Consider the following 13,229-nt stretch of genomic DNA (forward strand, 5'->3'; position numbering starts at 1 on the left):
CATGAAAAAATGCAATATTTTATATAAGCCATACATGATGTTTATGGTACTGATGTTGAGTATAGGGTCTTACTCATCTGTATCGTGTGCTGAAGATAATGATAGTCATGAAGCAGCGCGTAAAATGTTGATAGAAATTCGCCAAAATATTTCTGTATCACGTGAGCGTATTGTTTTTCTTGATCGTCAAGTTACTCGTTTAAAGAAAGATCAACGTACTTTAACTGATGAATTAATAAAAGTAGCTAAAGCAGAATATGATATAGAGCGTAATATTATTGAAAAAAAAGAAAAGCTTGAGGAACTTATAAAGCAGCAGACACAAGTACACAAAAATTTAAAAAACAGTCGTACTGAATTTGCAGAAGTATTAGCTATTTTGGAACGAATAGGGTTAAATCCACCTCCTGCTATTATGGTGCGGACTGAGGATGTATTGGCTTCTATACGTAGTTCTGTGCTATTGGGGTCTGTCATTCCTAAGATGCAGGAAAAAACGCTGGTTTTATCTGCTAATCTCAAGAAATTAACTGATTTGAGCAACTCCATTACTGCAGAATGTACGGCTTTAAGAGATGAAATGCAAAATCAAGCTGAACAGCGAAAACATTTAGAGCTTTTATTAAATGAAAAAGCAAAATTACAAAAAAAATCGGAAAAAGAACTTATAGAACAACGACAAAAAAATAGTGTTCTTTCTAAGAAAGCTCAATCTTTGGAAGAATTAATTTCACAGCTTGAGTATGAATCACAGTTTAGCGCAGATTCATCAACACAAATGCAAAAGAATATTCGATTATTAGAAAAGCTTAATTTTGAGCGTCAAAAAGGCTCTTTGCTTTTACCTGTATCTGGAAAAAAAATTCAGCGGTTTAATAGCGGTTCTCATGCTACGCGTTTTGGTGAAATAATTGAAACAGAACCAGCGGCTTTAGTAACAACCCCTACAAATGCTCTTGTTGCTTTTGCTGGAATATTCCGTTCTTATGGACAGATAATTATTCTTAATGTTGGAAGCGGTTATCATATCATCCTTGCTGGGATGGAAAAAATAAATGTAATTCAAGGACAATTTGTTTTTGCGGGTGAGCCTCTTGGGGTGATGAGTACACAATTTATTGCAAGTACAGTTACATTAGATATAGGTAAAAATGCTCTAATGCTTTACATTGAATTTAGAAAAGATGGAAAACCTGTGAATCCAACTCCTTGGTGGCGGACTGAAGAATTGAAAAGGGACCAAAATGATTCGTAAAGTTGTTTTTTTAGTTGTTGGGGTGTTGCTCAGCGCCAGCTCAATGATTGTAGTACAATCTGTTTCTGCAAATAATGAAAATAATACTTATAAACAACTAGCTATATTTGGTGATATTTTTGAACGAGTACGTGCCCAATATGTGACAGTTCCGGATGATAAAAAGCTTGTTGAAAATGCTATCAATGGTATGCTCTCATCGCTTGATCCACATTCGTCTTATATGGATGCTGAGAAAGCCAAAGACATGAGGGATTCTACTAAAGGGGAATTTGGTGGCCTTGGTATTGAGGTGACTATGGAGAAAAACTTAATAAAAGTTGTGTCTCCGATAGATGATACACCTGCTTCAAAAGCAGGTATTTTAGCAGGGGATGTCATTTCAAAAATTGATGGCAAAGAAACGAACGGTCAAACATTAAGTGAAGCTGTCAATAAAATGCGGGGTGCTGTTGGAACACCAATTACGCTGACAATTATTCGCTCTGGTGTTGATGAACCGTTAGAAATTAAGATTGTTCGTGATATCATAAAGGTGAAAGCAGTAAAATATCGTATTGAAAATGATATTGGTTATTTAAGACTCATTCAGTTTAGTGAACAAACTTTTGTTAATCTTAAAGCTGCAATTAAAGATATTCAGTCTAAAATTCCTCAAGATAATTTAAAAGGATATGTTCTTGATTTACGGCTTAATCCTGGTGGTTTATTAGATCAGGCTGTAAATGTTTCAGATGCTTTTCTCAATAAAGGTGAGATTGTATCAACACGTGGTCGTAAAAAAAGTGACGTAATGAGGTTTGATGCTAAACAAGGTGATATAATTAATGGGAAACCTCTTATTGTTCTCATTAATGGTGGTTCAGCTAGTGCCTCTGAAATTGTTGCAGGTGCTTTACAAGATCATCGTCGCGCTACAATTTTAGGAACACAATCTTTTGGTAAAGGATCTGTTCAAACTATTATTCCTTTGGGTGAAAATGGTGCTTTACGCTTAACAACAGCACTGTATTACACGCCATCTGGTACATCAATTCAAGGAACTGGAATCACTCCAGATATTATTGTGGAGCAGCCATTGCCTGAAAAATATAAGGGTTATAATGTAACGCTTGGTGAATCTGAATTAAAAGGGCATATTAAAGGGAAAAGGGAAAGTGATAAAGGGTCTGGTTCAGCCGCTTTTGTTCCAAAAGATCCTAAGGATGATGTTCAATTGAATCAAGCTTATAAACTTTTACGGGGTGAAATAGTGAATGCAGCATTTCCACCAGATCCTAATAAAGGTATTTTAAAGTAACAATAAATATTTATAATCCACACTTTTATATGGGTTGTTCTCTTTTGAGAGGTTATTCAATGGATACAATTGCAGATTTCAAAGCTCTTCCTTATCGGAAAGGCGTTGGAATGCTTGTATTTAATCGTGAAGGTAAGGTTTGGATAGGGCGCCGTTTGATGACCTTTTCTTATGCAAACACTGATGTATCTAAACTTTGGCAGTTACCTCAAGGGGGAATTGATGAGGGCGAAAATCCACTAGATGCTGCACGACGTGAACTTTATGAAGAAACAGGTATCCGATCGATAAAGTTAATTAAAGAAGCGCAAGATTGGTTCTATTACGATTTTCCACAAGAACTTGTTGGGCACGTATTGGGTAGTAAATATCGTGGACAAACACAAAAATGGTTTGCTTTTCAGTTTATAGGAGAAAACTCTGAAATCGTAATTAATCCTCCACCTGACGGTAATAAAGCAGAGTTTAATCAGTGGAAATGGGTTGATTTAGAAGAACTTCCATCACTTGTTATTTCTTTTAAGAAACATGTCTATATGCAAGTTGTTAGTGAGTTTCGAAATAGTTTTAGATATTTATAAATGTATGATTACAAAAAGCTATTGTTTCATTGAAATACTTTAGTATCATATACCGCTATTAGAAGTAGTTGAAATGATTCTATTTATGTGAGGAACTGAGTATAAGATGAAAAAATTACTAAATTTCTTTGTAATTTCTGCGTTATTAAGTATTTCTCCTGTAGCATTTGCCCAGAATTCAAAGCCAATTGCTAAGCCTTCTGTAACTACGTTGCCAAATGGTGCTTCTTCGTTAACAGAGACGTATGATTTGTGGAGCGTTAACTGTGGTATACAGGAGGGAAAGAAAGTTTGTTTCATGCTCCGTCAGGAAGTTAATGACCAGAATCGTGTTGTAGTGGCTATGAATGTTATGCTCGAGGCTGATGATGTTGTGTCTGGAAATTTGACGGTTCCTTTTGGTATTTTAGTTTCTAAGCCCATTCGTTTACATGTGGATGATTCAAAAACTGTTATTGAAACTGGTGTTCGGACTTGTGTGCCAGCAGGTTGTGTTGTTCCAATAATTTTTGATAAAAGTTTTGTAGCATCTTTACGTAGTGGAAAGCAGCTGAAATTATCTATGACGGTTGCTGCTCCAGGCGAACCACCTTTAAATGATTTATTTGTTCAACTGAATGGTTTTGGTGATGCACTTAATCGTTTAATCGTCTTGCAAAAATAATTTTTTTATCAAAGAGAAAACGGCCTTTTTAGGCCGTTTTTAATTTAAAAACAGTTTTTATAGAAAAAAAACTGAAGTTACTTGATTAGTTAAGTGGAAGACAATTGGGCAATTTTGAGGCTTCTTTTCCATTTGATTTTGCTCCTATTTAAAACTGGCTATTATCTTATCTAATATTTGTTGTTTAGTTTATATGGTATGTGTTTAACGATTAAGCTGCTTAATCATTCTTTTTGTGAAAAAGGGCGTAATTGTAGAGCCATTTTGATAGGTTTGTTGGTATGAATGCACTATATATGATCTTTTATTCTATTGGTTGGTAAAGGAATAAAGAATGATCTATGCATTGCTTCAAGTGATTGATCTCATTCTCAGTATTTATGTTGCTGTTTTAATAGCTAATGTTGTCTTTTCTTGGCTTTGTGCATTTAATATCATAAACATGCGTAATCCCTTTGTTACGATGATAGGGAATTTTCTTTATTGTGCTACAGAGCCAATTTTAGGACGTATCCGGTATTTTTTGCCAAATCTTGGAGCAATTGATATCTCACCTCTTATAGTATTTCTGATTATTTATTTTATTCGTATTTTTATGTGGCGAGCTTATATAGGTTTATTCTTATAAATATGAGAATATTACACCAGATAGATAAAGATGCTGTACCGTATTGATTCCAGTGGCTTAGTTTTATTCGTGCGTTTAATTCCCAAAGCTTCAATGGATAGCATAGTAGGGGTTGAGAGTAGAGATGGTGAAACACAGCATTTAGTTATACGTCTTCGTACTGTTCCTGAAGATGGCAAGGCAAACAAAGCATTAATTAAATTTTTAGGAAGGCAATGGAAAATACCGCCTTCTTATATTTCTCTTAAAAGTGGTATGACATCACGTTATAAACAGCTTCGTTTTTCAGGATATGTAGAAGAACTTGAACAGAAACTACAACTTATGAGCAATGTACATTCACAAAAATATGAATGAAAACTGTAAAAGCCTGTTTGAACAACAGGCTTTGATTTATTAGAATTAATCTATCCTATTCCTTTGTTGCGTTTGCGATAGCTTCCTTAATCAATTCACGTGCAAAGTTTTTGTCACGCCAACCTTCAATTTTAACCCATTTTTCAGGTTCGAGATCCTTATAATGCTTAAAGAAATGTTCAATCTGCTTTAATGTGATTTTGGGAAGATCCGTATAATCATGAACATCAACATATCTCTGCGTTAATTTTGGAGTGGGGACAGCAATGATTTTTTCATCTTTACCACCATCATCTTCCATAATTAGGGCCCCAATTGGGCAAACATTAATGACACAACCAGGCATGAGTGGACGGGTGTTACAAATAAGAACGTCAAGTGGATCACCATCTTCTGAAAGTGTATGTGGGATGAAGCCATAATTGCCGGGATAGACCATAGGTGTATAGAGAAAGCGATCAACAAATAATAATCCAGATTTTTTATCCATCTCATATTTTATTGGTTGGCTACCAACAGACACTTCGATGATAACATTAATATCTTCTGGTGGATTATTGCCAATAGGGATCTCTTTAATATTCATTGTAAATATCCTTTCCGGAGTGAAATCAAACCAAATGCACTAGAATATTTGGTTAAAGGAGTATGATCAGGTTGAAATTGGTGAACGTGTTTTTTCAAAACGTTTACGTTCATTCGGGTCTAAATAAAGTTTACGTAGACGAATATTTTTAGGGGTTACTTCAACAAGTTCATCATCTTGTATCCACGATAATGCACGTTCTAATGTCATTTTAATTGGAGGGGTCAATTTTACAGCTTCATCTTTACCAGAAGCACGCATATTGGTTAGCTTTTTTCCTTTTAGAACATTCACTTCTAAGTCGTTATCGCGTGAATGGATGCCAATAATCATACCTTGATAGACTTTAGCACCAGCATCGATCACCATAGGTCCTCTATCTTCGAGGTTAAAAAGTGCATAAGCAACAGCTTCACCATTATCATTTGAAATCATCACGCCATTAGTACGGCCGCTGATATCTCCTTTATAAGGTTCATAAGAATGGAAGAGACGATTCATAATTGCTGTACCACGTGTATCGGTTAAAAGTTCTGATTGGTAACCAATAAGTCCACGAGTCGGTGCATGAAAGACAAGGCGTACACGATTACCACCAGATGGACGTAATTCAATCATGTCTCCTTTGCGCTCTGACATTTTTTGAACAACAGTTCCGGAATATTCTTCATCAACATCGATCACGACTTCTTCGATTGGTTCAAGAGTTATTCCATTTTCATTCTTCTGCATAACTACACGTGGACGTGAAACACTGAGCTCGAATCCTTCTCTACGCATATTTTCGATGAGCACTGCAAGTTGTAATTCTCCTCGTCCTGAAACATAGAAAGAATCTTTATCGGTTGATTCTTCAATTTTAAGGGCTACATTACCTTCCGCTTCTTTCAACAAACGATCACGGATAACACGGCTTGTTACTTTATCTCCTTCAGTACCAGCAAGGGGGCTATCGTTTACCAAAAAACTCATGGTCACAGTGGGAGGATCAATGGGTTGAGCAGTGAGTGGTTCATTGATGGTGGGGTCACAAAAAGTATCAGCAACAGTGCCTTTTTGTAGACCAGCAATTGCTACAATATCACCGGCAACGCTTTCTTCAATTGGTTGTCGTTCTAGCCCACGAAATGCCAAAATTTTTGAAATACGTCCAGTTTCTAAAAGAGTTCCATTTTGTCCAAGAACCTTAACGCTTTGATTGGGTTTAATAGAACCAGAATGAATTCGACCTGTGATGATTCGGCCTAAAAATGGATCTGCTTCCAGAATAGTGCCAATCATACGAAACGGTCCTTCTGCCACAGTAGGTTCAGGCACATGACGGATCACAAGATCAAATAAGGAACTCAGTCCTTGATCTTTTGGTCCTTCAGAAGTTTCAGCCATCCATCCATCGCGGCCTGATCCATAAAGAATAGGAAAATCAAGTTGTTCATCAGTTGCATTAAGAGCTACAAAAAGGTCGAAAACTTCATTAATGACTTCATCAGCGCGTGCATCAGATCGATCAATTTTATTGATAACAACAATAGGGCGTAATCCTACTTTCAATGCTTTCCCAACAACAAATTTAGTTTGCGGCATAGGACCTTCAGCTGCATCAACAAGCAAAATTGCTCCATCTACCATATTGAGAATACGCTCAACTTCTCCACCAAAATCAGCATGACCAGGGGTATCAACAATATTAATTCGGGTATCTTTCCAAACAACTGATGTAGCTTTTGCCAGTATTGTAATACCGCGTTCTTTTTCAATATCATTTGAATCCATCATACGCTCACTGGTGCGCTGATTATCGCGGAAATTTCCTGATTGTTTGAGAAGTTCGTCCACAAGTGTTGTTTTACCATGGTCGACATGGGCAATAATGGCAATATTACGCAATTGCATAAATTTTCTTCTTTTCGTTTAATGAAATTTCATTTCAGGCAAAGTTTTTGTAGTTTTAACTTTGCAGTTTGAAGCCTTTTACAGTTTTTTTTATACTTTTGGAAGAGGAGAACTGTTTTTATAGAGAAGTAGTTGAGAAGATTTCTACAATTTTAAGCGAAAATGCCCAAAAATACCTTTTTATAAGATGGGCATTTATAGCATGTACAAAGAATAAATAACGCAATTTAATTGCGTCATAAAAGAGCTTTTAGGTTATTTTAGGTATGCTTTTTTCTTCTTATTTAAAGTAAAATTCCAGATAAAATAAGAGAAGCAACAGAAAAATAGATTACAATACCTGTAACATCTACTAAAGTTGCTACTAAGGGAGCTGAAGCACTTGCTGGATCAAATTTTAAACGTTTAAGAATAAAAGGCAGCATGGAACCAGACAAGGAACCAAATGTAACGATTCCAACTAAAGTTGCACCCACTGTTATAGCAATGAAAATCCAATGTTCACCATAGTTATAGATGCCCAGTTGTTGCCAGATAACAATGCGCATTATTCCAATAATTCCAAGTAAAAGGCCAAGAGACATTCCTGCTGGGATCTCGCGAAGGATGACTCTCCACCAGTCTTTAAGTGTAAGTTCACGTAAAGCTAATGCACGAAGAATAAGTGATGTTGCTTGTGAGCCAGAGTTTCCTCCTGAACTCATAATAAGGGGAATGAATAGTGTAAGGGTGATAACTTTTTCAATCTCTGCTTCGAAATATTGCATAGCGCTGGCTGTTAACATTTCACCAAGAAAAAGCAGAGCCAGCCAGCCACCACGTTTTTTCATCATTCCAAGAAAATTTATCTGCATATAAGGTTTATCTAGAGCTTCCATACCCCCAAATTTATAAGCATCTTCACTCATTTCATCAACCATAGTATCAAGCACATCATCAACTGTTACAATACCAATAACATGGTTACTGTCATCAACAACTGGCACAGAGAGAAGATCATGGCGTTGGAAAAGACGAGCAATATCTTCATGATCTGTAAAGGGTGATATTGTGATAGGTGTATCATGTGTAGAGACGTTGAGAATTTGATCATCAGGTGAGGCAAGAATAAGATTTCGTAACGAAACAGCTTTGAGAAGTACACCTGTTTTGGGATCAATGACATAGCTTGTGTAAACTGTTTCACGTGTTCGTTCAACGTCACGAATGTGATCTAGAGTTTTTTTGACAGTCCAGTCTGCTGGGATAGCAATAAACTCAGTTGTCATTAATGCACCAGCTGTATGGTTGGGATAACTGGTAAGTTTTTTAAGTTCGGTTCGAGTTAAGGGTTTCAACAAGGCGTAAAGCCGTGTACGGGTCTTTCTATCCATTTCTTGAAAGACGTCTGCAGCAGCATCTGCGGACATACCTTCAAGAATTTCAACAGAACGATTAGTAGGTAGAAGTTCAAGAATAGCTGCTGGTTGTTCGAGTTCTGGTTTATCAAAGAGCTCAATAGCATAATCAAGAGGTAAAAGACTAAAAACAGTCACACGTTCCATAATATCTAGATCGTTGATTATATCAATTGAATCAGCAAAATGGCGGTTTTTTAATTCTTCAGCGAGAGTTTCAGGAGAAAGGTTTTTAAAGTCGAAGGTTGTTTTTATTTCAGTCATGGTAAAGCGCCTTCCAAAATTATAAGATTCAGGTATATGGATAGGATCAATCAAAGTGATAGAAAACTTAGAAACATCTCTCTGAATTGTTTTTGAGATTGTGAATATTTTAAATAAAGTCAAGGATAGATCACAATCTATAAACAATTTCATTTTTCAAATAAATGGAGCTTGTTCGTTTTTATGTATCCTATAATAAAATAGTTTTTTGCTTTTTTATTTTTTCTATCAAAATATTGGATTTAAAAATTTGTTTTAGAGCATACTCGATAATTCTTCCAAGATAGTTTGTATGCTGAAAATAATCATTTTGTTTTAAGCGTATAGTGGAGGCATAGATATTATGACAAAAACAGCAGTTTTAGATTGGAACGGATTTTCAGGACTTCCCGATTTTGCCTCAATAAGTGACAATGATTTTAAACCCGCTTTTGAACAAGCTCTTAAAGAAGCCAAAAAAGAAGTAGAGGCAATTGCATCTGTGGAAGCGTCTCCAACACTTGAGAATTTTTTGCAGCCTTTTGAGCTTTCTGGCAAGGCACTTGATCGTATATGTTCAATATTTTTCTTACGTTCAGGCGCGCATAGCAATGTGTTGATTCAGAAGTTAGAACAAGAATTTACTGTACAACTATCTCGTTATTTTTCAAAAATTATGATGGATGCGAGAATATTTGTAAAAATGGATACGCTGTATATACAGTCGCAACGGGGTATGTATAACAGTGAAACAAAGTGCGTAATTGAATTATGGTGGAAGAAGTTTATTCGTAACGGTGCAAAACTTGATGCACAAGGCAAGAGACGTCTTGTCGAAATTAATGAAAAACTGGCTCTTTTAGGCACTACTTTTGGTCAACATGTATTACAAGATGAAGCTGAATGGATTTTGTTTTTAGAACAAACGGATTTATCTGGCTTACCTGATGATCTTATTGCTTCAATGAAGGAAATTGCTTGCGAAAAAGGTCGTGAAGGATTTTATGCATTAACATTAGCACGTTCGATTGTTGAACCTTTTTTAAAATTATCTGATCGCCGTGATTTACGTGAAATAGCATTTCAAGCTTGGTCTAAACGTGGTGAGAATAATGATGATAATGATAATCGAGCGATTATTGTAGAAATGATCACGCTTCGGAATGAAAAAGCCAAATTGCTGGGATATGAATCTTTTGCAGATTTAAAACTTGATAATACTATGGCCAAGAGTGTTAATTCAGTTATGAATTTGCTCATGCCTATATGGGAACGAGCAAAAGTTAGAGCTGTTACTGAACAGACTGAATTACAAAATTTAGCAAAAAATCTAGGGAGCAATGAACCTTTAGCAGCTTGGGATTGGCGTTATTATGCTGAAAAATTACGTGCTGAAAATTTTTTTTTTAATGAATCTGAGGTTAAACAATATTTTCAATTAGATCGTATGATTGAAGCAGCTTTTGCAGTGGCAAAGAAGCTCTTTGGAATTTTATTTGAAGAAAAAACAGCTGTTGCACTTTGGCATCCTGATGTGCGTTTATGGGAGGTTAAACATTCTGATGGTAGTTTACTTGGGCATTTTATTGGCGATTATTTCGCACGTTCTTCAAAACGATCTGGCGCATGGATGAGTCAGCTGCAGTCACAGCATAAATTGAATGGTGGACAAAAACCGATCATTTATAATATCTGCAATTTTGCAAAACCTCCTAAAGGGGATGCTGCTCTTTTATCACTTGATGATGCGCGTACACTTTTCCATGAATTTGGACACGCGTTACATGGCTTGCTTTCTGATGTAACATGGCCATCTGTGGCAGGAACATCGGTTTCGCGTGATTTTGTTGAACTTCCTTCTCAACTTTATGAGCATTGGTTGACTGTGTCAGAGGTGCTAAAATCTTATGCTACGCATGCAAAAACAGGTATTCCCATGCCACAAACTTTGCTGGATAAGATTATGTCAGCACAGACATTTAATGCTGGCTTTTGTGCTGTTGAGTATATTTCATCGGCTTTAATAGATATTGCTTTTCATAAAGGAGTAATAGTTTCTGATCCAATATTGTTTGAATATAGGGAATTAGAAAAGTTAGAAATGCTTGACACAATTATTATGCGCCATCGTCCTCCACATTTTACACATGTGTTTTCAGGTGATAGTTATGCTGCTGGTTATTATTCTTATATGTGGTCGGAAGTGCTTGATGCTGATGCATTTCAAGCTTTTGAGGAAACTGGTGATGTTTTTAACCCAGAACTTGCTAGCCAATTGAAGCGTTTTATTTATTCTTCTGGAGGTAGTTGTGATCCAGAAGAGCTTTATAAAGCTTTTCGGGGAAGGTTACCTTTACCAGAAGCGATGATCAAAAAACGAGGGCTGTAAATTATACATAATACGGGGTAGTCCATACCGATTTTATATTTTAGGTGTTTAGGTTATGTGCAATTTTAAATGTATTTATGACAGTATAATGAAAAATTAGAGTTGATATTTTTAACGAGTTTATAGGGAAAATTATCAGCTTGACTTACTTAGTAGCTATTTACGTGATTTGTATTTTATGAGGTTCTAATTTATTTTGTTGAGTAAATAGCTATTTTGTACCACCTCATAAAGAAGTTGTTGGTAATTTGTACTCAAGATTGTAAATTTAGCTTTTTCTTATAGCTTGAATAAAAGGCTTTGTTTGTTAATAAAATCGTTTCAAATATAGACAAAATATTCTCCCTATACTTCTAGAATTTTCATATAGAATACGTAAAAATTTGTTTTTGTCGTTCAAGGGTAGGTTAGTCTATCCATGTTTATAATTTTCCAGAATTATGAAAGTTTTTATCAATTTTGATAGTTCTTTACTCATAGAAGTTTATTCATTTTGGCTAAATAATTGCTAAGAATGCTATTGGACATCGTGATTGATTTTACTTCACACTTTAGTTGAAATTAGCTTCGTCGTTGTAAAAGCAAACGTCAAAAAAAGTAAATCAAATATATTGAGTAGAAATGGTATGAGTATCTATTCTAGATCACTGTTTTCTGAGAAGAGAGAGAACTTGATAACTTGGGTATCCATTAGCTTCTAAGCCATGGCGCAGTTGAAAAGATTTAATGGCTTGTTTGGAAGCTGTACCAATCTTACCATCAATTTCTCCTTTATAATCTCCAAGTGCAGCTAAGCGAGATTGCAGCTCTAAACGTTCTTGGAAAGTAATAGGTTTGAATGGTCGGTTCCAATCTTGCACTAATCCAGGGTGTCCAGCGATACGATTAGCAAGGAGAGCAACGGCAAAAGCATAACGATCTGCATTATTGTAACGTTTAATAACAAAGAAATTTTTTGTTACCAAAAATATAGGTCCCTCTGGCCCATCGGGAAATTTCAATATTGCAAGTTGAGAAGAAGAAGGAAAAGGTTGCCCGTGTGCATGGCGAACACCTAGCTTTGCCCATTGTTCAAAGGAAAGCCAATCTTCAGGGAGTTTTTTTCGATGTGGCAATTTAACTTCAACACCCCAAGGGAGGTCAGATTGCCATCCATTCATGTGAAGAAGATTAGCAGCGGTAGCAAGTGCATCTGGAATTGATGTCCAAATATTACAGCGTCCATCTCCGTCCATGTCAACACCATAGGCAAGATAACTTGTTGGGATAAATTGGGTGTGCCCTAATGCACCGGCCCAAGATCCAATGAGTTGAGAACGATGAATGCCGCTGCTTTGTAAAATTTTCATTGCAGCAATAAGTTGTGTGTACGCATATTTTTTACGTTTTTGGTCTGCATAAGCTAAAGTTGCAAGTGAACGGATGACGTCATGCATCACATTTTTGTTTTGCAAAACTTTTCCATAGCTACTTTCTATAGACCAAATAGCAAGGAGAATATTGCGGTTAACACCAAAACGTTTTTCAATTTTGGAAAGCCATGGTTCCCATTTTTGGGCGTGGCGCTGTCCTTCCACAATGGCGATATTATGGACACGATTGTCAAAATAGTTCCATGGGGAATCAATAAATTCTGGTTGATATGCCGCTTTTTGTAAAACTGCTGGGTCAATTGTTTCAACAGTTTTAAAAGCCATATCAAATGTAGTTGATGAGATATTGTTGGCTAAAGCTATTTTTTTAAATTCGTTAATCCAGCTTTTAAAATCACGCTCAGTGTGTGCAAATGAAAAAAAAGACGTTGAAAGAGCCAAAAGAGTGGAGATTACACCAATGATAAAGGCTCTGCGATTTATTAATTTCTTTGAAGAAGAAAATAGATTCAGTGTTATTGGTTTCATCTTTTTGTTACTGCCGATTTTAGAATACTTTAGTG

11 protein-coding genes are annotated in these 13,229 nt (G+C 36.0%); 7 read left to right on the forward strand and 4 right to left on the reverse strand.

What is annotated here, in order from left to right:
• Position 1: 1 nt before the first annotated feature.
• The 6 genes from BscR1v2_RS01400 (at position 2) to BscR1v2_RS01425 (ending at position 4,785) form a co-directional block, all read left to right on the forward strand.
• The gene (locus BscR1v2_RS01400) at positions 2-1,255 is read left to right on the forward strand and encodes a murein hydrolase activator EnvC family protein (protein ID WP_236829009.1); all 1,254 of its coding nucleotides are present in this window, start codon (positions 2-4) and stop codon (positions 1,253-1,255) included.
• Complete coding sequence (locus tag BscR1v2_RS01405; RefSeq protein WP_010703408.1) at positions 1,245-2,555, forward strand: S41 family peptidase; 1,311 nt, start codon at positions 1,245-1,247, stop codon at positions 2,553-2,555. The genes BscR1v2_RS01400 and BscR1v2_RS01405 overlap by 11 nt, the downstream gene beginning before the upstream one ends.
• A 59-nt stretch (positions 2,556-2,614) precedes the next feature.
• Entirely contained in the window at positions 2,615-3,136 is a 522-nt protein-coding gene (locus BscR1v2_RS01410; protein ID WP_078689460.1) for an RNA pyrophosphohydrolase, read from the forward strand.
• 106 nt (positions 3,137-3,242) lie between these two features.
• Positions 3,243-3,800 (forward strand): invasion associated locus B family protein, encoded by a 558-nt coding sequence (locus tag BscR1v2_RS01415; RefSeq protein ID WP_078689461.1) that lies wholly within the window; start codon positions 3,243-3,245, stop codon positions 3,798-3,800.
• Between the two features lie 334 nt (positions 3,801-4,134).
• Complete coding sequence (locus tag BscR1v2_RS01420) at positions 4,135-4,428, forward strand: YggT family protein (protein ID WP_010703411.1); 294 nt, start codon at positions 4,135-4,137, stop codon at positions 4,426-4,428.
• A 30-nt stretch (positions 4,429-4,458) separates the two neighbouring features.
• On the forward strand, positions 4,459-4,785 hold the full coding sequence (locus BscR1v2_RS01425; protein ID WP_010703412.1) for a DUF167 domain-containing protein: 327 nt from the start codon (positions 4,459-4,461) through the stop codon (positions 4,783-4,785).
• Positions 4,786-4,840: 55 nt separating this feature from the next.
• On the opposite strand, the gene ppa is transcribed toward BscR1v2_RS01425, so the two are convergent.
• From ppa to mgtE, 3 genes are all read right to left on the reverse strand, one after another.
• Entirely contained in the window at positions 4,841-5,371 is a 531-nt protein-coding gene (ppa, locus tag BscR1v2_RS01430) for an inorganic diphosphatase (protein WP_010703413.1), read from the reverse strand.
• 66 nt (positions 5,372-5,437) lie between these two features.
• Complete coding sequence (gene typA / locus BscR1v2_RS01435; RefSeq protein ID WP_078689462.1) at positions 5,438-7,264, reverse strand: translational GTPase TypA; 1,827 nt, start codon at positions 7,262-7,264, stop codon at positions 5,438-5,440.
• 284 nt (positions 7,265-7,548) lie between these two features.
• Positions 7,549-8,925: a magnesium transporter gene (gene mgtE / locus BscR1v2_RS01440; RefSeq protein ID WP_078689463.1), complete on the reverse strand. Its 1,377-nt coding sequence runs from the start codon at positions 8,923-8,925 to the stop codon at positions 7,549-7,551.
• A 343-nt stretch (positions 8,926-9,268) separates the two neighbouring features.
• Here mgtE and BscR1v2_RS01445 point away from each other — a divergent pair, with 343 nt between their 5' ends.
• Positions 9,269-11,293: a M3 family metallopeptidase gene (locus BscR1v2_RS01445; RefSeq protein ID WP_078689464.1), complete on the forward strand. Its 2,025-nt coding sequence runs from the start codon at positions 9,269-9,271 to the stop codon at positions 11,291-11,293.
• 644 nt (positions 11,294-11,937) lie between these two features.
• On the opposite strand, the gene BscR1v2_RS01450 is transcribed toward BscR1v2_RS01445, so the two are convergent.
• Positions 11,938-13,194: a lytic murein transglycosylase gene (locus BscR1v2_RS01450; RefSeq protein WP_078689465.1), complete on the reverse strand. Its 1,257-nt coding sequence runs from the start codon at positions 13,192-13,194 to the stop codon at positions 11,938-11,940.
• Positions 13,195-13,229: the final 35 nt, after the last annotated feature.

This window comes from Bartonella schoenbuchensis R1 (genome assembly GCF_002022685.1).
GTDB lineage: Bacteria > Pseudomonadota > Alphaproteobacteria > Rhizobiales > Rhizobiaceae > Bartonella > Bartonella schoenbuchensis.

Excerpts from the sequence above, each read along its gene's own strand:
- BscR1v2_RS01445 (WP_078689464.1), top strand. The coding sequence starts at position 9,269 with ATGACAAAAACAGCAGTTTTAGATTGGAACGGATTTTCAGGACTTCCC.
- BscR1v2_RS01425 (WP_010703412.1), top strand. The coding sequence starts at position 4,459 with ATGCTGTACCGTATTGATTCCAGTGGCTTAGTTTTATTCGTGCGTTTA.
- BscR1v2_RS01450 (WP_078689465.1), bottom strand. The coding sequence starts at position 13,194 with ATGAAACCAATAACACTGAATCTATTTTCTTCTTCAAAGAAATTAATA.
- mgtE (WP_078689463.1), bottom strand. The coding sequence starts at position 8,925 with ATGACTGAAATAAAAACAACCTTCGACTTTAAAAACCTTTCTCCTGAA.
- ppa (WP_010703413.1), bottom strand. The coding sequence starts at position 5,371 with ATGAATATTAAAGAGATCCCTATTGGCAATAATCCACCAGAAGATATT.
- BscR1v2_RS01405 (WP_010703408.1), top strand. The coding sequence starts at position 1,245 with ATGATTCGTAAAGTTGTTTTTTTAGTTGTTGGGGTGTTGCTCAGCGCC.
- BscR1v2_RS01415 (WP_078689461.1), top strand. The coding sequence starts at position 3,243 with ATGAAAAAATTACTAAATTTCTTTGTAATTTCTGCGTTATTAAGTATT.
- BscR1v2_RS01410 (WP_078689460.1), top strand. The coding sequence starts at position 2,615 with ATGGATACAATTGCAGATTTCAAAGCTCTTCCTTATCGGAAAGGCGTT.
- BscR1v2_RS01400 (WP_236829009.1), top strand. The coding sequence starts at position 2 with ATGAAAAAATGCAATATTTTATATAAGCCATACATGATGTTTATGGTA.
- typA (WP_078689462.1), bottom strand. The coding sequence starts at position 7,264 with ATGCAATTGCGTAATATTGCCATTATTGCCCATGTCGACCATGGTAAA.
- BscR1v2_RS01420 (WP_010703411.1), top strand. The coding sequence starts at position 4,135 with ATGATCTATGCATTGCTTCAAGTGATTGATCTCATTCTCAGTATTTAT.